The sequence below is a fragment of the Flavobacterium sp. BFFFF1 genome, assembly GCF_002256285.1.
Lineage (GTDB): Bacteria > Bacteroidota > Bacteroidia > Flavobacteriales > Flavobacteriaceae > Flavobacterium.
The window spans coordinates 101,851-123,051 of the sequence record NZ_NKJE01000001.1 but is presented as its reverse complement, the minus strand read 5'-3'; the positions used below and the strand labels follow the sequence as shown (position 1 = coordinate 123,051).

The 21,201-nt window shown below is 42.2% G+C and carries 23 protein-coding genes; 15 read left to right on the top strand and 8 right to left on the bottom strand.

Translation table 11 applies throughout. From position 1 onward, the window contains the following. Nucleotides 1–55: 55 nt before the first annotated feature. Nucleotides 56–1,432 carry a DUF4403 family protein gene (locus tag CFE23_RS00465; RefSeq protein ID WP_291082760.1) on the bottom strand — a complete coding sequence of 459 codons (1,377 nt, stop codon included), beginning with the start codon at nt 1,430–1,432 and terminating at the stop codon, nt 56–58. Between the two features lie 167 nt (nt 1,433–1,599). Between CFE23_RS00465 and CFE23_RS00460 the strand changes: the two genes are divergently transcribed. The 7 genes from CFE23_RS00460 (at nt 1,600) to tsaB (ending at nt 9,355) form a co-directional block, all read left to right on the top strand. Beyond that, nucleotides 1,600–2,301 (top strand): ABC transporter ATP-binding protein, encoded by a 702-nt coding sequence (locus CFE23_RS00460; protein ID WP_291082399.1) that lies wholly within the window; start codon nt 1,600–1,602, stop codon nt 2,299–2,301. Further along, nucleotides 2,294–3,538: an ABC transporter permease gene (locus CFE23_RS00455; protein WP_291082397.1), complete on the top strand. Its 1,245-nt coding sequence runs from the start codon at nt 2,294–2,296 to the stop codon at nt 3,536–3,538. Before CFE23_RS00460 ends, CFE23_RS00455 begins: the two co-directional genes overlap by 8 nt. Nucleotide 3,539: 1 nt before the next feature. Next, nucleotides 3,540–4,802 (top strand): ABC transporter permease, encoded by a 1,263-nt coding sequence (locus CFE23_RS00450; protein WP_291082394.1) that lies wholly within the window; start codon nt 3,540–3,542, stop codon nt 4,800–4,802. A 27-nt stretch (nt 4,803–4,829) separates the two neighbouring features. After that, nucleotides 4,830–5,948 carry an efflux RND transporter periplasmic adaptor subunit gene (locus CFE23_RS00445; RefSeq protein WP_291082391.1) on the top strand — a complete coding sequence of 373 codons (1,119 nt, stop codon included), beginning with the start codon at nt 4,830–4,832 and terminating at the stop codon, nt 5,946–5,948. Between the two features lie 77 nt (nt 5,949–6,025). Beyond that, nucleotides 6,026–7,396, top strand: a complete 1,371-nt coding sequence (locus tag CFE23_RS00440; RefSeq protein ID WP_291082388.1) for a TolC family protein — start codon at nt 6,026–6,028, stop codon at nt 7,394–7,396. A gap of 4 nt (nt 7,397–7,400) precedes the next feature. After that, complete coding sequence (locus CFE23_RS00435) at nt 7,401–8,672, top strand: efflux RND transporter periplasmic adaptor subunit (RefSeq protein ID WP_291082385.1); 1,272 nt, start codon at nt 7,401–7,403, stop codon at nt 8,670–8,672. Beyond that, complete coding sequence (gene tsaB / locus CFE23_RS00430) at nt 8,672–9,355, top strand: tRNA (adenosine(37)-N6)-threonylcarbamoyltransferase complex dimerization subunit type 1 TsaB (protein ID WP_291082382.1); 684 nt, start codon at nt 8,672–8,674, stop codon at nt 9,353–9,355. Before CFE23_RS00435 ends, tsaB begins: the two co-directional genes overlap by 1 nt. On the opposite strand, the gene CFE23_RS00425 is transcribed toward tsaB, so the two are convergent. From CFE23_RS00425 to mvaD, 7 genes are all read right to left on the bottom strand, one after another. Continuing rightward, the gene (locus CFE23_RS00425; RefSeq protein WP_291082378.1) at nt 9,352–10,053 is read right to left on the bottom strand and encodes a hypothetical protein; all 702 of its coding nucleotides are present in this window, start codon (nt 10,051–10,053) and stop codon (nt 9,352–9,354) included. The genes tsaB and CFE23_RS00425 overlap by 4 nt on opposite strands. 116 nt (nt 10,054–10,169) lie before the next feature. Then, the gene (locus tag CFE23_RS00420; RefSeq protein ID WP_291082375.1) at nt 10,170–10,529 is read right to left on the bottom strand and encodes a nuclear transport factor 2 family protein; all 360 of its coding nucleotides are present in this window, start codon (nt 10,527–10,529) and stop codon (nt 10,170–10,172) included. 2 nt (nt 10,530–10,531) lie between these two features. Continuing rightward, nucleotides 10,532–11,449, bottom strand: a complete 918-nt coding sequence (locus CFE23_RS00415; RefSeq protein WP_291082372.1) for a pseudouridine synthase — start codon at nt 11,447–11,449, stop codon at nt 10,532–10,534. Between the two features lie 172 nt (nt 11,450–11,621). After that, entirely contained in the window at nt 11,622–12,560 is a 939-nt protein-coding gene (locus CFE23_RS00410) for a geranylgeranylglycerol-phosphate geranylgeranyltransferase (protein WP_291082370.1), read from the bottom strand. Between the two features lie 120 nt (nt 12,561–12,680). After that, entirely contained in the window at nt 12,681–13,619 is a 939-nt protein-coding gene (locus CFE23_RS00405) for a mevalonate kinase (RefSeq protein WP_291082367.1), read from the bottom strand. A gap of 30 nt (nt 13,620–13,649) precedes the next feature. Next, entirely contained in the window at nt 13,650–14,006 is a 357-nt protein-coding gene (locus CFE23_RS00400; RefSeq protein ID WP_291082364.1) for a four helix bundle protein, read from the bottom strand. A gap of 50 nt (nt 14,007–14,056) precedes the next feature. Beyond that, complete coding sequence (mvaD, locus tag CFE23_RS00395) at nt 14,057–15,148, bottom strand: diphosphomevalonate decarboxylase (RefSeq protein ID WP_291082361.1); 1,092 nt, start codon at nt 15,146–15,148, stop codon at nt 14,057–14,059. A gap of 377 nt (nt 15,149–15,525) precedes the next feature. On the opposite strand from mvaD, the gene CFE23_RS00390 reads away from it, so the two are divergent. From CFE23_RS00390 to CFE23_RS00355, 8 genes are all read left to right on the top strand, one after another. Next, entirely contained in the window at nt 15,526–16,002 is a 477-nt protein-coding gene (locus CFE23_RS00390) for a TspO/MBR family protein (RefSeq protein WP_291082358.1), read from the top strand. Between the two features lie 134 nt (nt 16,003–16,136). Next, the gene (ndhC, locus tag CFE23_RS00385) at nt 16,137–16,502 is read left to right on the top strand and encodes an NADH-quinone oxidoreductase subunit A (protein WP_291082356.1); all 366 of its coding nucleotides are present in this window, start codon (nt 16,137–16,139) and stop codon (nt 16,500–16,502) included. A 97-nt stretch (nt 16,503–16,599) separates the two neighbouring features. After that, the gene (locus tag CFE23_RS00380; RefSeq protein WP_291082354.1) at nt 16,600–17,151 is read left to right on the top strand and encodes an NADH-quinone oxidoreductase subunit B; all 552 of its coding nucleotides are present in this window, start codon (nt 16,600–16,602) and stop codon (nt 17,149–17,151) included. 2 nt (nt 17,152–17,153) lie between these two features. Continuing rightward, on the top strand, nt 17,154–17,675 hold the full coding sequence (locus tag CFE23_RS00375) for an NADH-quinone oxidoreductase subunit C (protein WP_291082353.1): 522 nt from the start codon (nt 17,154–17,156) through the stop codon (nt 17,673–17,675). A 23-nt stretch (nt 17,676–17,698) separates the two neighbouring features. Beyond that, a complete protein-coding gene (locus CFE23_RS00370) occupies nt 17,699–18,934 on the top strand; it encodes an NADH-quinone oxidoreductase subunit D (protein ID WP_291082350.1) in 1,236 nt (411 codons plus the stop codon). 85 nt (nt 18,935–19,019) lie between these two features. Further along, on the top strand, nt 19,020–19,550 hold the full coding sequence (locus CFE23_RS00365) for an NAD(P)H-dependent oxidoreductase subunit E (protein ID WP_291082347.1): 531 nt from the start codon (nt 19,020–19,022) through the stop codon (nt 19,548–19,550). Nucleotide 19,551: 1 nt separating this feature from the next. Beyond that, nucleotides 19,552–20,916 (top strand): NADH-quinone oxidoreductase subunit NuoF, encoded by a 1,365-nt coding sequence (gene nuoF / locus CFE23_RS00360; protein WP_291082344.1) that lies wholly within the window; start codon nt 19,552–19,554, stop codon nt 20,914–20,916. An 89-nt stretch (nt 20,917–21,005) separates the two neighbouring features. Beyond that, on the top strand, nt 21,006–21,201 hold a 196-nt coding region (locus CFE23_RS00355), incomplete at its 3' end, for a 2Fe-2S iron-sulfur cluster-binding protein (protein ID WP_291082341.1).

The following is a 21,201-nucleotide window of genomic DNA, read 5'->3' as shown; positions in this document are numbered from 1 at the left end:
GGATTTGGTTTAATGCCGATTCGTGATTTCCCTCAACGAGCAAAACGTCATGATGTTATTTTAAACCATCGACCTTCACATCAACCTTTCCGTCGATCGATAGAAATGCTATAATCGCCTTATTGGTCAATTGCATTTTCTTGAACTGAATGTCATTCATCGTACCGTTGATGAAGACACCAGGCATCGGAGAATAGTTTTTCATGTACTTAAGCATATTTTGTTTGCCTTCTTCCAAATTCGGCTTGATGGAGTATCTGCAGGTTTCCTGGATCTTTTTCAAAATATATCCTGACGCCAGCCAGTTTGCGGCACGCACCAGCTTACTTTTGGTATCAATCGCATAATCCAATTGGTCAAAAAATATTTCTTTGGAGGTATCATTGTACTGCGGAAAACCCGCGAGGTAAATGGTCCCGGTGACACTTCCCAGTAAGTCCAATGCAATGACCATCTTGCCATCCTTGTGCCAAAGGTTTACATTCTGCACAGTCACTTTTTTATTCCCTGACCCAAATTCCTGACCCTGGAAATTTTTTGTCATGATTTTGGAAGCGTCTTTAAAAGTGGACACTGCTACAATATTGGCAGTAATCTTGTCCGGCATTTTCGCCACAGGTTTTAGGACGATCTTAGTGCGGTCGAATTTCGAATCCGGCTTTTTACCGACCAATGTTTCGATGTAACATTTCAATCCCATTTCCATGCTGATAACGTCCTTGTTCAATGTCGCGTCTGTGGAGTATAATTCCAGCGGAACAATCCGAAGCCAGCTTTCATAATCAGCACTCATTTCTGATGGCGTACAGATTTTCTCAAGGGCATCCAATACATTGGATTTAAAATCCATCGATTTGTCAATCGTATTGTCAATGCTTTTTTCAATCTTTGCGCGGAACAATTTTATGCCCGGATTTATCAGGTAGGTAATGGGAATACTTCTCCCGGCAATTGTAACCGATGGACTTTCAGTCCAATCTAGTGATTTCAGTTCCGTAGTGGTATTCAGTTTCCAGTTTGTGAGTTTTATGCCGCTGGATAAAGTAATTTTTCCATTCAGGTTAATTTCCCTTGTATCACTGAGAAGCCTACCCAAACCATACCGATAGTTAACCGTCGCTTTCAATGGCAATATTGTCTTGATTTTACCGCCTTGATTTTCCAAAGTGATGTTTCCCGTTTTCCAAATTTTCACGGTGTAGTCGTCGTCTTCTATATTATTGTCTTCGTAAATTAATCCTGTCAGCGTTTTGTTGGCCTGTGTTTCAATGTCCTTAAGCTTAATGGTCACTGGAAGATCGATAAAAGAGCTCTCATTATCATATATTAATGGTGTCGCATCGTCCGGTTCTGGCCGCAGGGTTTCAATCTTTTTGGTCGATCCGCAACCGCTTAACAAAATAAGCAATAAAGCAACATTGAAAAATTTCATGCGTTTCATCTTATAAATTTTGCGTAAAAATAGCCAATCGGGATATATGTTTAGAGATTGCAGTAACATATTAGCGGAATTCAAGTCTTATACGCAGTCGATATTAACAAATTTTTATCACAGCTTACCGTCCAGAATATTTAATATTGTCAAAAATCACCTACAATATGATTGAAATCACCGATTTGCACAAATCATACAAGAGCGGAAATTCCAGTTTACATGTCTTAAAAGGCATTAATTTTAGTGTTAAAGAAGGTGAGTTGGTCGCTATTATGGGATCATCCGGGTCGGGAAAGTCGACATTATTAAACATACTCGGCATTTTGGACGAGGCCGATTCCGGCATATATTCGCTGGATGGACTGCCCATCAAAAACCTAAACGAAAAAATAGCTTCAAAATACCGCAATCAATTTCTCGGATTTGTTTTTCAGTCATTTAATCTCATTAGCTACAAATCGGCACTAGACAATGTCGCATTGCCATTATACTATCAGGGAATAAAAAGCAGGCAGCGTGAGGAAATGGCGATGAGCTATCTCGAGAAGGTAGGCCTCGCATCACACTCGCACCACCTTCCGTCAGAGCTTTCCGGAGGGCAAAAGCAACGCGTGGCTATTGCACGTGCCATGGCTTCACAACCGAAAGTTTTGCTCGCTGACGAGCCGACCGGTGCGTTAGACACCAAGACTTCATACGAGGTAATGGAGTTAATCCAAAACATAAATGACGAAGGAAAAACAATCCTGATTGTAACACATGAACCGGATATTGCAGCCATGTGCAAAAGGAATGTGGTCTTAAAAGACGGGCAAATCATAGACGACAAAATGATTGTACAACAAAGAGTGAAAGCCCATGTTTAACATCGAGCGCTGGAACGAAATCTTTGAAGCCATTGGCAAAAACAAACTGCGGACCTTCCTGACCGGGATTTCAGTGGCGTCAGGGATTTTCATTCTTGTGATTTTACTTGGGGTGGGCAAAGGTTTACAAAACGGTGTTGAAAAACAATTTGAAAGGGACGCTGAGGGATTAATTGAAGTTTGGTCCGGCACCACAACAAAGGAATACAAGGGCCTGAATCCCGGCAGGGAAATCCAGATGCATAATGGAGATTACGACTTGTCATTGGCACGTTTTGGAAATATGCTCGGACTGAAATCGGCAAGCTATAGCAATTGGGGTGCACAGGTTACCTACCAGAAAGAGTCGGGGAATTATTCATTTCGCGGAGTTTATCCGGATCATCAGCGCATTGAAAATATGACGATAATCAATGGCAGGTTTGTGAATTTTAATGATCTGCGGACTTATGAAAAGGTCGTTGTAATCGGACAAAAAGTAAGTCTGGATTTGTTCAAAGGAAAAGATCCACTGGGGCAAATCATTGCCATAAATACCATTCCGTTTAAGATTGTCGGCGTTTTTACAGACCCTGCCGGCGAAAGGGAAGAGGCAAGGGTTTACATGCCCATTTCTACCGCGCAGAAAGTCTATGGCGCCGGCGATAAAATCAGCAATCTTTCCTATACCCTTAAGAAAAGTGCCACTTATGAAGAAGCGCTTAAGGAATCAAACAAGTTTGTAGCTGAAATGGAGCAAATGCTGAAAAGTAAATATACGGTGGATCCTGGCGACGACGGTGCCATCGGAGTAAATAGCTCGGTTGAAAACGTAAAAAATATTTATTCCCTCAATCTTTACATCAGGCTTTTCTTTTGGGGCGTCGGCATATGCACCATCATTGCCGGTGTGGTTGGCGTCAGCAACATCATGTTGATCATTGTCAAAGAGCGGACAAAGGAAATTGGCATCAGAAAAGCCCTTGGTGCGCCGCCAATTTCAATTATCGGAATGATTTTACACGAGTCTATTTTCATTACTACCATATCTGGATTTGTAGGTTTGCTTATGGGACTCGGTTTACTTGAATTGGTCGGTCCGAATGTTGACAGCGATTTTTTTCGGAATCCGGAAGTCGACTTTAACGTTGCCATTACGACGCTTTTCATTTTAGTGTTTTCCGGTGCGGTAGCAGGGTTTTTCCCCGCTTACCGTGCGGCCCGAATCAGGCCAATTGTAGCGCTTAAAGACGAATAATATGTTTGATAAAGACAAATGGAATGAGGTTTTGCAGGCACTAAGTGCCAACGTTTTCCGAACGGTGCTTACGGCATTTGGCGTGTTTTGGGGGATATTTATTCTGGTCATCCTGCTTGCCGCCGGGAAAGGGCTGGAAAATGGGGTCATGAAAGGATTTTCAGGAATGGCAACGAATTCCGTTTTTATGTGGACGCAGTCAACATCCAAACCCTACAAAGGACTACCTCAAAATAGGGATTATAATTTTAAGAATAGCGATGTGCAGGCTTTGCGGGAGAAATTTCCAGACCTACTATACATTTCGCCCAGGAACCAACTGGGAGGATACCAGGGCGCCAATAATGTGGTCAGGGGCACAAAAACTGCCGCATATACTGTATATGGTGATTACCCTGAACTTGCATACCAGGAATCAAAGGAAATTGTAAAAGGACGTTTTATAAACTACAATGACATCAACCAGAAAAGAAAAACTGCCGTCATTGGCGAAGGAGTTATCAGTGGTTTGTATGAAAAAGGAGAACAGGTATTAGGATCTTACATTAAAGTTAACGGCGTCAATTTCATGGTCGTAGGCGTCTATAAATCCAAAGGGAGGAACGGAAACGCAGAGGAAGAGCAAAAGCAGGTATATGTCCCGTTTACCGCTTTTCAACAGGCATTTAACTATGGTGATGTGGTCGGATGGATGTCAATTACGGCAAAAGACGGCGCCTCGATTACCGACATGAAAAAGGAGATTTTCAGGTTTCTTCGGGAACGACATGATGTCCATCCTGATGATGAAAGGGCCATCGGGAATTTCGACCTTTATGAAGAATTCAGCAAGGTCAACGGCTTGTTTGTAATCCTGAAGTTTATCGCTTATTTCGTTGGAATCCTTGTATTGCTTTCCGGCGTAATTGGGATTTCGAATATTATGCTGATTGTTGTCAAAGAGCGGACAAAGGAAATCGGCATCCGAAGGGCGATCGGCGCGTCCCCGGGCAGGATACGCTCACAAATCCTGACAGAGTCTATCTTTCTGACCATTATAGCCGGCATGCTGGGTATCGCAGCGGCTTCGGGTGTTTTGGCGATCATCAACTTGGTGTTGGATTCAATGCCTTCAGAGGACATGATGTTTGCCAATCCCAGCGTTAATCTGGGGGTCGTATTTTCGGCGTTGGTGATACTGATATTATCCGGTTTACTGGCCGGATTTATCCCCGCCCAAATTGCCATTAAGATAAAACCTGTAGATGCATTAAGAGCAGAGTAACATAAAATCGCATAAATCAAACACAAAATGAAGAGAAAAGGAATCACCATTACTGTCTTAATCCTGATTGCCATTGCATTCGGCTCAGCATTGTATTACCTCTACAATAAAAACGCGGAATCACCTATCGTTTTTGAAACTGATAAACCGGAAACAAAGACCATTGTCAAAAATACCATCGCAACCGGTAGTATCGTGCCTGACGAAGAGGTTCTGATCAAGCCGAATATTTCCGGGATTATTGAGGAAATATATGTTGAGGCGGGAGGATTTGTCAAAGCGGGCGACATGATTGCCAAAATACGTGTCGTTCCCAACGTCAACAGCCTGAACAGTACTTACAATCAGGTGTTAAGTGCCAAAAACGATCTCGAAAATCAGGAAAAGTCTTTCCAACGGCAGAAAGTGCTGTTTGAGAAAGGCGTTATTTCCGCAAATGATTTCGAAGCGGCCGAATTGGCTTATAAACAGGCGAAGCAAAATTATAACGCAACCAAGCAGAGTTATGAGATTGTCAAGACCGGAACCACGTCAGGTCTTGGTAGCGCAGCCAACACGATCATTCGTTCCACCGTTACCGGAATGGTCCTTGAGGTGCCCGTAAAAGTCGGAAACCAGGTTATTGAAAGCAACAATTTCAATGAGGGAACCACCATAGCAAGTCTCGCTGATGTGGGGAAAATGATCTTTATCGGGAAGCTCGATGAATCGGAAGTCGGTAAAGTCAAAGAAAACCTGCCAATCGAAATTACCGTGGGTGCCATCGAGAACAAGAAATTTGATGCAGTACTGAATTATATCGCACCGAAAGGCAAAACGGAGAACGGTGCCATCCAGTTTGAGATAAAGGCAAAGCTTACCAATCGCGATACCACTTTCATCCGGGCGGGACTGAGTGCCAATGCTTCCATTATATTGGCAAAAGCAGAAAACGTATTGGCCATAAAAGAGTCGTTGATCCAGTTTGATGAAAAGACAAAGAAATCATTCGTTGAGGTAGAGACCGCAAACCAGAAATTTGAAAAACGGAATGTTGAGCTTGGTGTCAGCGATGGGATTTATGCGGAAATTAAAGATGGCATCAAAGCATCCGACAAGATTAAAGTATGGAACCAGGGAATTGAAAAAGAGGAAGAAAAGAAATAATCTAAACCTGATTCTAAGCCAAAACATAACCAAATTATAATTAAATTTGCGCAACATGCTGCGCATGATATCCACCCATGAAACAAAAAAAATTAATTACAGCGGTATTTTTCCTGATTTGTAGCCTCAACGCGCAGGCACAAATTAAAAAATGGACGATACTGGAATGTGTTGAATATGCATTGCAGCACAATATTTCGATAAAGCAGACGGAATTGGATACGATGGTCGCGAAGATTGACAAAAAGGACGCTCTTGGAAACTTCCTTCCATCAGTTAATGCGAATGCATCCCATTCCTGGAACATCGGGCTAAACCAGAATATCACTACCGGATTGCTGGAAAATCAGACCACGCAGTTCACTTCGGCAGGATTGAATATGGGTATTGATATTTACCGCGGGCTTCAAAATCAAACCAGGCTCAGTCGTGCCAGGCTTAGTATTATCGCGTCACAATACCAGTTGAAAAAGATGCGCGACGATATATCCCTGAACGTCGCAAATGCGTTTCTCCAGATTCTTTTCAATAAAGAAAACCTAAAAGTCCAAAAGGAACTTCTTCAAAATAATGAAAAGCAGCAGTCCCGTACCCAGGAATTGGTGAGTGCGGGTTCCGTACCACGGGGCGATTTGTTAGACATGCAGGCTACGGTAGCAGGAAGCAAACAGGCTGTAGTTATTGCTGAAAACACATTACTGATCTCTAAGCTTAGTCTCGCACAGTTGCTGCAATTGGAAGACTATGAGAATTTTGATATTGCCGACGAAAAGTTTGACGTACAGGATAGCCCAACCATGATGCAGACGCCTGACGCCATCTTTAAAAAAGCCAAAGAAGAGCGTGCCGAAATCAAGTTGGCCAGGACCAATCTTCAGATTGCTGAAAAGGATGTAAGAATTGCAAAAGGGGGATTTCAACCCAGCCTTACCGGCTTTTACAGTTTTAGCACGAGGGCTTCGTATTCAGACCGTATTTTGGGCGTTGACGGCAACGGGGATCCAATTGTTGCCGGGCCGCAGCCTTTATTTGATCAGTTCAGCGACAACAAAGGACATTCTTTTGGGTTGCAATTGAACATCCCAATCCTCAATGGGTTTTCAGTCAGGAATAATGTTGAGCGTTCTAAGATCAGCCTGGAACGTTCTAAGATTGCCTACAGCCAACAGGAGTTGGACTTGGAACGAAATGTTTATACCGCATTTACAGATGCAAAAGGCGCGCTGAATTCTTACGAAGCAGCAGTATCTGCATTGGAGGCAAGAACAGAGGCGTTTAATTATGCTAAAGAAAAGTTCAACGTGGGGTTGATGAATGCATTTGACCTGAATCAGGCACAAACGCTATATGCCAACGCGGAGTCAGAAGTACTACGAACAAAATTCGATTATATTTTCAGGGTAAAAGTTGTTGAATTTTATTTCGGCATACCCATAACGCAAAAATAAGAACATGTCAAAAAAGTCAATCATTATTACGCTTGTTGTATTGCTGCTGGTATTTATCGGCTACAAATTTTTTACCGGGAAAGAGGATAAGGGAAAGGAAGTCGAAATTGCAAGTGTAAAACAGTTGACGATCATCGAAACCGTGTCGGCAACCGGAAAGATCCAGCCGGAAATCGAAATCAAGATTATGCCGGAAGTGTCTGGTGAAATTATAGCATTGCCTGTAAAAGAAGGCCAGGCTGTGAAAAAGGGAGATTTGCTAGTGAAAATCAACCCGGATTTATATACTTCCGGATTTAACAGGACCGTTGCAGGTTTATCGCAGACAAAAGCAGGTCTTAGTCAGGCGGACGCCCAGTTCAACGAGGCCAAATCCAATTACGACAGGAACAAAACGCTTTTTGAAAAGGGCATTATCTCCAAATCAGATTGGGACAAAGCGATCTCAGCTTTTGAAGTAGCAAAAGCAAGTAAGCAATCGGCTTACTACTCCGTCCAAAGTGCCTCAGCAACAGTCAATGAAGCCAAGGATAATCTGGGAAGAACTACAATTTACTCACCTGCTGACGGCACAATTTCGACGCTTGCTGTGGAACTAGGAGAAAGGGTGCTCGGACAACAGCAGATGACAGGAACCGAAATGATGCGGGTGGCAAACCTGAACAATATGGAAGTTGAGGTGGATGTCAATGAGAATGATATTGTGAAAATAAGTGTCGGTGATTCCGCAAACGTTGAAGTTGACGCTTACCTAAAGAAGAAATTTAAGGGAATCGTAACCAGTATTTCGAATTCAGCGAGTGTGACCCAAACTGCAGATCAGGTGACCAATTTTAAGGTGAAGGTAAGGATACTGAAAGAATCATACGCTGATTTGCTCGAAGGAAAACCAGAGACCTATTCTCCCTTCCGTCCCGGAATGACTGCTACTGTCGATATCGAAACCAAGCGCCGGGAAAATGTGCTCTCCATTCCAATCAGTGCCGTTGTGATTAAATCGGATACTTTGCCAGTAAAGAATACGGAAGGACCAGAGGATGAAAAATCACTACCCAAAACCGATAAGAAACTAGAGTGTGTCTTTGTGAAATCCGGCAATAAGGCGAGAATCCGTGTAATTAAGACCGGAATCCAGGACGATACGAATATTGAAATTATTTCCGGGTTGAAGGAAGGCGAAAGCATCATCGTAGGTCCTTACAACGTTTTGACAAAAGAGCTCAATTCCGGCGATATGGTACTCACCGGAAGCGAAAAAAATGCGGCTAAAAAATAATGTCTTATATCCTTAATATTGAAACGGCAACAAAGAATTGTTCCGTTGCGCTCGCCCAAGATGGAGTTGTTATAAGTTATAAGGAAATAGCCGATTTGGGCTATTCCCATGCCGAAAAACTCCACGTTTTTATTGATGATGTCCTAAAGGAGAATGATGTCCGGTATAATGACCTTTCTGCGATAGCGGTTAGCCAGGGTCCCGGCTCATATACCGGGCTTAGGATTGGGGTTTCAGCAGCGAAAGGATTGTGTTATGCGTTGAATATACCCTTGATTGCGGTTGACACTTTGGAAACGTTGTCGCTTCAGGCGAAATCTCTGGCATTATCGGGAAATGCAGTTGTAATTCCGATGATTGATGCGCGCCGAATGGAGGTATACAGCGCCATTTTTGACGCTGAATTTAAGAAAATACGGGACACACAGGCAGAAATTGTCACTCCGGAAAGCTTTCAGGATATTGATTCCTTAATCTATATTGTTGGCGATTGTGCCGAAAAGTGCCGCCCAGTACTCACTGCGGGGAGATTCACTTTTGTCGAAGGCATCGTTTATCCATCGGCCAAAGAGATGTGTGCCATCAGTTTTGATAAGCATAAAAAAAACGACACCGTTGATGTCGCTTATTTTGAGCCTTTTTATCTGAAAGAATTTTTTCTTACTTCAAAGCCAACTGTTTAAGAAAACGTGGCGACAAACTGTGTGAGTCTTACCATGTCATTTTCTTTTTTGAAAGAAAGATCATTCTGTTTAAGGTAAGTGTCTATTTTCTCTTTTTGCTCAGGAAAAAGTTCCTGTAATTTCTTCTTGTTTTTTGGAAATGAAACCACTTTGTTGTTTTTTAACAGAAGATAATATTCTTCAGATTGTTTGTCGTAACGAGGTGGGGCATAGCTTCCATAACCATTCATAGGTTGTTTTTCAGGAATGAGGGTAACTCTTTCTTTTTTCAGAAGTGTTACGCCGTTTACAGTAGTTGTCTCGACCATGTAACCCTTTACCGATTCATTTTCGCTGTTATTGTATTGCAGGTATTTGTATACCGTTCCGGTTTTTAAGGTAATCGTATTGAAATCCTGTTCTTTGGGAAGGATAAATATTTTCCCATCTCCGTTGTCTACTTCCATTTCATCCGTGTAAGCATTGTACTTCACCAGGATCATTTCTTTGACATTGCTAATGCTTGCAAGTACAAAAGATGGGAGTGTGTATGGGCTTCCAGTTGCTGACTGAGACTCTTTCTTCCCGATTTTTTCAGCAAGATCTGCACTGCCGCCGTTTGTTGTATTGAGTTTACTTGTCAGTCTCATGTTCGACTGTGCCGATACTACGGTTACTGACATCACTGAAATCGTGGCTAAGATCAATAATTTTTTCATTTGATTTTTTTTATTTTGAGGGACAAAATTTTTTAAGTCCGTAAAAATATCGTTTTTTGGTAAGCCTGCAAAAGCAGCCGGTGTTAATCTATGTTAATTTTTTAAAAGTCAAGTTATTATCCGTGGTATACGCGTGAAGCAATAATCTTTCCGTTATTTATTTCCAGCACTTCAGCAACAACCATATTTCCTTCGCCGGCAACAATCCTGATGTATTCCATAAAAACTCGTTCCCCGTTTGCGGTTAGCGATGTTACTTTATACTGTAGACCCGGCAACCTGTCAAATGCATCCTGCCACCAGTTATGTAACGCTGCTTTTCCGCTTACAAAACCATTTGTTTCCGGCCTGTGAATCTTCAGTTTTGGACTGAAATGCTCCGCATTGTCATCATAAAGCGACAACAACTTGTCGAGGTTGTGGCTGTTGAAGGCATCAAACCATTGTCTCGCGATATTTTCGTTCTGGTTTTCCAAGTTTACATATTTTTGAGGTTGATGATTTCCTGGTCGGTCAGGAATCTCCAGTTGCCCCTTGGAAGGTTTTTCTTTGTAAGCCCTGCAAATGCGACACGGTCAATGCGCAAAACGTCGTAACCAAAATGTTCAAAAATCGTTCGCACCACTTTCACGTTGGAAGTTTTCAGTTTTAACCCGACTTCACTTTTCGGTTGTTCTTCCACATAACTCACTTCCTCTACAAAGATCTTATGTTCTTCAATCATCGGGCCTTTGGAAATCTTTTCGAGATCCTCGTATTTCAGGTTTTTGTCTAAGGACACCTGATAAATTTTTGATGATTTCTGGCTGGTCTGTGTAAACTTCGTGATCATGTCATTGTCATTCGTAATCAGCAGTAATCCGGTGGTGTTTTTATCCATCCTCCCGACGGCAGTCATTTTTGACGTGGTAGCACCTTTCACCAATTCAAGCACGTTGCGCAGTTCGGCGCCTTCGTCAAAAGCAGTAGTGAAATTTTTAGGCTTATTTAATAAGATATATTCTTTCTTTTCTGGAGTAATCAGGCTGCCGTCAAAATTAACCACGTCGCCAATTTTGACTTTATAGCCCATTTCAGTAACGGGAACGCCGTTTACCTTGACATTTCCGGATTGGATATAAATATCTGCGTCGCGACGGGAGCACATGCCGGAATTGGCAATGTATTTGTTCAGGCGTATTTCATCAGGATTTTTTGGTGCTTTTGGTGCTTTGGGTGTTGTGGCCGGCTTGCTGTATGTTTTCGCAGGTTTATCTTTATCAGATGCTGTTGTCGGCTTTGCTTTTTTTGGTCCCTGGGCGCGTTTTGCCATCGCCGGTTTTGGCTTATTGGATGATGGTCTGCCGCTGCCTGGCCTCGAACCTCCTCTTTTGTTACTTCCTTCCCTGTTCGTCATGGTATTCTGAAATTTTTTGCAAAGATAGGGTTTTATTATCAACGAGATGCCCTAGCCCGGATGGAAGCGGCATCCTTTTTATTTGCCCTGAGACTTGATTCAATTGAATGCCAATCGTTGATGGGCAATAAAAAGATACAGCGAACAGCCGGAAACAGCTCCAATTAAAAAATCAAAGTAGGTTCCTGCCATGCCATAAGACGGCAGGATCAATGAGGATAATGCAGAAAATTCCTGAGACAATTAACGTTTTCAGCGTAATGTGGAGGCGAAGGAATTGCGCCTTATTCTCTGATTTCCATAGGTAGCCAATGAAGAAAATTAATGTGATCAGGCAGCTGTAAAAATAAATGTCCATATAACCTACGTCATAGTCCTCGATGAGAAGGAATATCGGGATTATTGTAGCGATAGCCAATGCCGTAATGACTTTTTTTGCTGTTTTTTCGCCGTACTCAATCGGAATTGTGCTGTAGTTGTTGGCCAGGTCACCGGCGAGATTTTCAAAGTCCTTGATAATTTCCCTGATGAGCAGCAACAGGAATAAGAAAGTAGCGTGGCAGAAAATGATCCCCACTTTCTGTAGGTCGTAATCCTCATGCTGGGTTTTAAAAAAATAAATCAGCAAACCGAAAAACGGGAACACCGCCAGCAATGCTGCGGAAATATTTCCTATAATCGCAAATTTCTTGAGCTTATGGGAATAAAACCATAATAAAAAAATATACACTGAAAAGAAAAGACTCACCCTCCAGGAAACCAAGAGCGCCATCGCGACCGCGATGAAGTTCAGCGCGAAATACACCTGAAGCTTTGTTTTTTGGCTTACGAGCCGGTCCAGCATTGATTTCTGAGGCCGGTTGATCAGGTCTTTTTTGGCATCATAAAAATTGTTGATGATATAACCCGATGCAATACAAAACGCCGACGCGATGACAAGTATAAAAAGATTCGAGTCAAGGACAACATCAAGTGCACGGCTGTTTTCCGGGGCGAGTATAAAAATAGCGGAAAGGTACTGCGCTAGGACAATGACAGGGATATTGTAGCCGCGTATTACGGAAAACAAACTCGCAATTTTCATCAGTAGTAGCCTGTTCTTCCGACGCATTTAATTAATAGTTAACAATTAATAATTAACAATTAATAATTAACAATTAATGATTAATAACGGAAAGTAATGGCCACACAAAATGCAAGCCGCTATTAATTATTAATTATTCATCATTAATTAGAATTGGTAAACGACCTCGAGCTTATAATCTTTTAGTGAAGCCTGTGCTTTTTCGAGGTCTTCGGTAAATCCGAGGATGTAACCGCCACCGCCCGAACCGCAAAGTTTTAAGTAATAGTCATTCGTATCGATGCCTTTTTGCCAGATACCGTGAAATTGCTCCGGAATCATCGGCTTAAAGTTATTGAGGACTACTTTGGAAAGCTTTTTGGTGTTTGAGAAAAGCGATTTCCTATCTCCGCCAAGGAAATTCTCTACGCACAAATCAGTATATTTTACAAATTGATTTTTTAGCATCGCGCGGAAGCCTTTGTCTTTAAGGTTTTCCATGAAAATGTTGACCATCGGGGCTGTTTCACCCACGATTCCTGAATCGAGCAAGAACACGGCGCCTTTGCCGTTTGTGCTCTGCGTCGGAATTCCGGTCGCTTCGATATTGTCTTTTGAATTGATCAGGATTGGAATGCTCAGGTAACTGTTTAAAGGATCCAGGCCTGAACTTTTTCCATGGAAAAAAGATTCCATTTGTCCGAAAACCGTTTTCAGTGTAAGCAGTTTTTCGCGGGTGAGGTTTTCCAGAACTGTGATTTTACTCTTGGCATATTTATCGTAAATCGCCGCGACCAATGCGCCGCTGCTGCCTACGCCATACCCTTGGGGGATGCTGGAATCGAAATACATTCCGGCTTCGACATCTTTTTTCAATCCTTCCAAATCAAATTGAACCAAATCCGGCTGTTCTGACTGAAGCGTTTCGAGATGTGAAATGAATCTTTTAAGATTGGCATTGGACTTGATTGCTTCAGGGGCGGCGTTGCCGTCTGATTTCAATGCGCCGTTGTAAAAGTTATAAGGAATTGATAAGCCTTTGGAATCCTTGATGATACCGTATTCTCCGAAGAGTAGTATTTTGGAGTAGAATAAAGGTCCTTTCATAAGAATAAATTAATAATTAATAATGGATAATTAATAATTACTTTGTTTTGAACGATTAATGATACTCGTGAGTAATTTTAATTGCTCGGTTGCTTTTATTTTTATTTGCTGATATGAAATTGAATCTATATATTCTGATAAATAGAGTAACTCAATCCAGTAATCAGCTTCATTTGCCTCTTTTAAGGCGATTGATAATTTGTTGATGAAATCCGCTCTGCTCTGAGCATATTCGGCTTCCCTGATATTTGCGCCAACTGATGTTCCAGAGCGTAACATTTGTTTTGATAACACATATTCCTTTTTGTCAAAACAGAGTGTTTTGTATAATCGTATGATGTCTAAAGCAAAAGCAAAAGATTTCTCTTTAAGAACATTTTCTCTCATTGATCATTGTTGTATGGCGTATAGCTGAGTCTGACAGAAATTATTAACTATTAATTATTCATTATTAATTTACTTCCCTGTCCTATCAAGTCACAAATATACTGACCATTTTCACAATAGCCAACTAAATCCTTCTTTATAAAGTTTAAAACTTCAACGCTAACGTTTTCGGGATAAAGGACATGCACGTTCGCGCCTGCATCCAGCGTAAAACAAACGGGGATGCCGGTGTCTCTGCGGAATTTCCAAATGTGGTTGATAATTTCCAATGTATTTGGTTTCATCAGAACAAAATACGGCATTGAGGTCATCATCATCGCGTGTAACGTCAGCGCTTCGCTTTCGACTATATTTACGAAATCGCTGAGATTTCCGTTTTGCATAACGGTACTTAGGTGATGTAAATTGTGGTGCGCCTGTGAAAACCGCTGTTCAGCAAACGGATGGACGTGCATCAAATCATGTCCGACCGAGCTGGACACTTCTTTTTTACCTTTGTCGACCAGTAAAATGGTGTCCTGATAATTTTTGAAATGCTCATGGATGGGGAATGGGAATTCAACGCCATATAAATCTGAACTCTCTGAAAAATCAGCGTGTTTTCCCCAGATAACAGCGCTGCCTTTGATGCTGCGGCAGGCACTTCCCGAACCCAGTCGTGCTAAGAATGATGCTTTTTGATTGAAGTGTTTATCATCCATTTCCGGATTAAGCTGTCTTTCAATCTGCATCAATGCGACTGCCAAAGCGGCCATGCCGGATGCGGAGGATGCAATTCCGGAGCTGTGTGGGAACGTGTTTTGGGTGTCGATGGTGAAATGAAACGTTTTCAGGAAGGGCATATAAACTTCAATCCTTTGGAAAAACTTTTGGATTTTTGGTTTAAAATCTTCTTTTGGTTTTCCTTCAAAAAGTAGGTCAAATGAAAATTCATCAGCATTATCTTTTTTGGAAAAAGCCAATGTTGTAATCGTTTTACAGTGATTCAGCGTAAAACTCAATGATGGGTTTGCCGGAATCTGGTGTTCCTTTTTGCCCCAGTATTTTACCAATGCGATGTTGCTTGGCGCTGAAACGGTAATTGATCCGTTATTGATGCTTTGTTTATAATCGGCAGGGATGAAATTCAAAACTGATGCCATAGGGTTTATTTGTTGCAAAGATATTTTATTTCTATGATTTTATGGAATTTTAAGGACAGTTACGCTAAATGGGTTGCTGTTCACTAGCGTCGGGGAAGGGTCTTGCGATTGACTTTTATATTTTATTAAATAGATATAACCTTACTATAAAGTTACTATAAAGTTACTATAACCTTACTATAATATTATCATAATAGTATTTTATGCTGTCTATTTTCCTGATTTGTTGTGTTTTATTTGCGGTGTATAAAACCCGGGAGGAGCAATGCATTTTCAGGCTGAAACCTTTTTTTGGGGAGACACACGTTGTTAATTTAGAATGGACACCGGACTAAATTTTTATTTCCGGCTGTTTTTATTACTTTTAAGGAAAAAAGATGAACCGATATTTTAAGATTTTAATTTTTGTAGCCACCTGTCTTGGAATTGGATTCTTTTCCGGGATGGCCACGCAATCCGGTGTGAAAGACTGGTTTCCAACGCTTACAAAGCCGGTATTTAATCCGCCAGCTGCCGTCTTTATGCCAGTGTGGACAACGCTGTATGTGTTTATGGGAATCGCAGCAGGTCTGGTTTGGGATAAGATTGAAGGACGTCGGGAGGAAGTGACTGGGGCACTTCGTTTTTTCTGGATCCAATTGTTGCTGAATGCCGCGTGGTCGTTTTTGTTTTTTATGCTTAAAAACCCGTTGCTGGCATTTATTGAAATTATCGTTTTGTGGCTGATGATTTATGAAACATGGTTTAAATTCCGTAGGATTAATGCGGTTTCAGGATATCTTTTTGTGCCATACCTTTTGTGGGTGACATTCGCAACGGTACTCAATGGAAGCATATGGTGGCTGAATCGCTGATACGGTCACCCTATTATTTATAATGAATAAAAATTACGAATTTACATCGATATAGCGTGCACTAATTTTGTGATTTGGGTTGTGATTTAAATACATGAAAGCTATCTTTGTATCCAAAATTTTTAAACGAAATTATGCAGTCTACCCAAACGGATTATCTTCCGATTTTAATACAGATGCTTCTTGCTGTCGGGTTTGTCGTGTTGACAATCATAGGATCCAGTTTTCTAGGCCCGAAAAGGCATTCCAAAAATAAAGACAAAAATTTTGAGTGTGGTATCGAATCTATCGGCAACGCACGCGTTCCATTTTCAGTAAAGTATTTCCTGGTGGCAATACTTTTTGTGCTTTTTGATGTGGAGGTTATTTTCCTGTATCCATGGGCGGTAAACTTCAAGGAAATGGGTATCGACGGGTTGTTGAAAATGGGTGTTTTCATGCTTTTGCTGCTGGTTGGCTTCTTTTATGTGATGAAGAAAAAAGGCCTGGAGTGGGAATAGAAATTAATGATGAATTTTGAATGTTAAATTTTAAATGACAAAACGGATTGAGCGGACATTTAAAATTCAAAATTTATAATTTAAAATATTAAAAGAAATGAGCGATTCAAAAATAATAACAAATGCACCCGCACCTGATGGATATTCAGGGGAAGGTTTTTTTGCCACGAAACTTGACTCAGTTGTTGGGATGGCGCGTGCCAATTCACTTTGGCCATTGCCTTTTGCTACTTCATGTTGCGGCATTGAGTTTATGGCGACGATGGCTTCCCACTATGATGTCGCGCGTTTCGGTTCGGAGCGTATGAGTTTCTCTCCACGTCAGGCTGATATGTTGCTGGTAATGGGAACGATAGCTAAGAAGATGGCGCCCATTTTACGCCAGGTATACGAGCAGATGGCCGAGCCAAGATGGGTAATCTCAGTAGGTGCCTGCGCTTGCTCTGGAGGTATTTTTGATACTTATTCGGTATTGCAGGGGATCGACAAAATTATTCCGGTGGATGTATATGTGCCGGGCTGTCCGCCCAGGCCGGAACAGATTTTGGACGGCATCATGCAGTTACAGGAATTGGTAAGGACGGAGTCTGTAAGAAGAAGAAGTTCGCCCGAGTATACAGAATTGCTGAATTCTTATAACATCAAATAATAATGGCTTTAGAAAATTCGGTTATACAAAATTCGCTTACAGATCATTTTGGTTCTAAGGTCAGCGACTTTATCCAAATCCACGACATCCTGACTTTTGAAGTCGATACTGATGCAATTATTGAAGTGATGCAATTCCTGAGGGATGATAAAACCATGCGTTTTAATTTCCTGACCGATTTGTGCGGCATGCATTTTCCTGATGCGAGTCCGGAAAGGCAATTTGGGACGGTATATCATATGCACAATTGGCTCGATAATGTAAGAATCCGCATCAAATGTTTTATGCCGGCGGATAAACCGGAAATTGATACGGTAACAGGGTTGTTCCTAAGTGCCAACTGGCAGGAGCGTGAAACCTATGATTTCTACGGAATCATTTTTAAAGGGCATCCACAGCTGAAACGTATTTTGAATATGGATGAAATGGTCTCTTTTCCGATGCGTAAGGAATTTCCAATGGAGGACGGTGGGAGGACTGATAAAGACGACCGTTTCTTCGGAAGAACAACAGATAATTGCTAATCATGTCATTGAAATAACATCAAATGTCAGACTTATTATTACCACCTGAATTAAGGTATGCGGGCATCATCGAGCAGCGTAAGAATGAAGACGGAAGTGAGCTTTCGATTCTTAATTTAGGTCCGACACACCCTGCTACTCACGGAATTTTCCAGAACATCCTGTTAATGGATGGGGAGCGGATTGTTGATGGCGAAGGGACTGTGGGGTATATCCACCGGGCTTTTGAGAAAATTGCCGAAAACAGGCCGTTTTACCAGATTACGCCACTAACCGACAGGATGAACTATTGTTCGTCACCTATCAATAACATGGGCTGGTGGATGACATTGGAAAAGGCATTGGGGATTGAAGTTCCCAAAAGGGCGCAATACCTGCGCGTGATCGTGATGGAATTGGCACGTATCGCTGACCACATCATCTGCAACTCCGTTTTGGGGGTGGATACCGGTGCGTTAACAGGCTTTTTGTATGTGTTCCAGTACCGTGAAAAAATCTACGAAATTTACGAAGAAATCTGCGGCGCACGTCTTACCACAAATATGGGAAGGATCGGCGGTTTCGAAAGAGACTGGAGTCCGCTGGCTTTTGAAAAATTAAATACCTTATTAGAAGAATTTCCGCCAATCTGGACAGAATTTGAAAACCTATTGACAAGAAACAGAATTTTCATGGACCGTACGATTGATGTGGGCTCTATTTCTGCCGAGAAGGCGATCAGTTACGGTTTTACAGGACCAAACCTGCGTGCTGCCGGCGTTGATTATGACATCCGTGTGATGCAGCCGTATTCTTCCTATGAAGATTTTGAATTCAATATTCCGGTTGGGAAATCGGGAGATACCTATGACCGTTTCTGCGTAAGGAACGCTGAGGTTTGGGAAAGTTTAAGCATCATCAAACAGGCTTTGGCGAAACTGCCTGAAGGGCCCTATCACGCTGACGTGCCGGATTACTATCTGCCACCGAAGGATGAGGTTTACAACAATATGGAAGCGTTGATTTACCACTTCAAGATTGTAATGGGAGAAGTACCTGTTCCGGTAACTGAAGTGTACCATCCGGTTGAAGGTGGAAACGGAGAACTGGGTTTTTATCTGGTGACTGATGGAAGCCGTACGGCATACCGACTGCATTTCCGCAGGCCATGTTTTATTTATTACCAGGCTTTTAACGATATGGTAAAAGGACAGATGCTTTCCGATGCGATTGCGACTTTGTCCAGCCTTAATGTGATTGCCGGAGAATTAGACGCATAATAGATTATTATAAATGATGAATTTTAAATTATAAATGAGATTCGAAACATTTGAAATTTAGCATTCAAAATTTAAAATAGAGAAAATGGAAAGAAAACAATATAAACAGGATATCAATATTTCTTCGGAGCTTATGGCCCGTATAGAAGAGTTATGCAGCCACTATCCTGAAGACAAAAGGAAATCCGCTTTGCTGCCTGTTTTGCACGAGGTCCAGGATGCCCATGACAACTGGCTCAGTATCGAATTACAGGATAAAGTCGCTGAAATTATCAGGATCAAGCCGGTTGAGGTATATGAAGTGGTTTCTTTTTATACGATGTATAATCAAAGGCCAGTCGGGAAATATATGTTTGAGTTCTGCCAGACCTCGCCTTGTTGCCTGAATGGCGTGGAAAACCTGATGGATTACACCTGTAGTAAGTTGGGTGTGAAAGTAGGCGAGCCTACTCCGGACGGTATGTTCGAAGTGCGTGGCGTGGAATGCCTTGGGGCTTGTGGTTACGCACCGATGATGCAGCTGGGGGATTTTTACAAAGAACATCTTACCGAAGAGAAGATCGATCAGCTGATTGTTGATTGCCGCGATAATAAAATCACGTTACACGATAAATAATATGTCAAAAAAAATATTATTAGACAAGATTAACGTTCCGGGCATCAAAACCTATGAGGTTTATCGCCGTGAAGGTGGTTATGCTTCTGTAGAGAAAGCCCTGAAAATGACTCCGGATGAAGTGGTCGAGGAAGTGAAAACTTCAGGACTTCGCGGGCGTGGCGGTGCGGGTTTCCCGGCTGGTATGAAGTGGAGCTTTATCGATAAGAAATCAGGAAAGCCGAGGCACTTGGTTTGCAATGCCGATGAATCAGAGCCGGGTACTTTTAAGGACCGCTTCCTGATGGAATACATTCCGCACCTATTGATCGAAGGCATGATCACATCGAGTTATGCATTGGGTGCAAACTTATCTTACATCTACATCCGTGGCGAATACATGTGGGTTTATAAAATCCTTGAAAGGGCTATTGCTGAAGCCAAAAACGCGGGATGGCTGGGTAAAAATATACAAGGTTCAGGATATGACCTCGAGTTATATGTACATTGCGGCGCCGGAGCCTATATTTGTGGCGAAGAGACCGCTTTGATTGAGTCACTCGAAGGGAAACGTGGCAATCCAAGAATTAAGCCGCCGTTTCCTGCAGTTTCAGGTCTTTGGGCCAACCCAACCGTAGTAAATAATGTGGAGACGATTGCGGCAGTGCCTTGGATTGTGAACAATTCGGGTGCTGAATATGCTAAAATCGGTATTGGAAGGTCTACGGGAACCAAATTAATTTCTGCTTCAGGACATATTAAGAATCCTGGTGTTTACGAAATTGAATTGGGATTGAGTGTTTACGAGTTTATGAATTCTGATGAATATTTAGGCGGAATGAGTTCTGATCGTCCTTTGAAGGCATTTGTGCCCGGAGGAAGTTCGGTACCGGTTTTGCCGGCCAACCTAATTTATAAGACCGCCAATGGTGAAGACCGTTTGATGACTTATGAAAGTTTAAGTGATGGTGGTTTTGCTACCGGATCGATGTTGGGTTCCGGCGGATTTATAGTATATAACGACACTTCGTGTATTGTGCGCAATACCTGGAATTTCTCCAGATTTTACCACCACGAAAGCTGCGGACAATGTTCGCCATGTCGTGAAGGAACAGGCTGGTTGGAAAAGGTATTGCACCGCATTGAAACGGGTACAGGAAGGGAAGAAGATATTGATTTGTTGTGGGACATCCAGAGCAAGATTGAAGGGAATACCATCTGTCCATTAGGAGATGCTGCGGCATGGCCGGTGGCGGCTGCGATCCGTCATTTCAGGGACGAATTTGAATACCATGTCCGTTTTCCGGAGAAAATAAAGAACAGGGACCATTTTGTCGCCGAGCCGTTTGAGCAGGTGAAGCATTTGGTCGGAAAAGCAACAGTATAAGACCAGTCGAAAGCCGCAAGTCCCAAGTCGCAAGAAGCAGCCGCTGAATCCGACTTTAGACTTTAGACTTTGGACTTTAGACTAAAATTATGAAAGTAACAATTGACGGTCAAAGTATAGACGTAGAACCAGGAACAACGATCCTGCAGGCTGCGCGTATGATCGGTGGGGAATCTGTCCCGCCGGCCATGTGCTACTATTCCAAATTGAAGGGAAGCGGCGGAAAATGCCGTTGCTGCCTAGTGGAGGTTTCCAAAGGAAGCGAAGCCGCTCCCAGGCCGATGC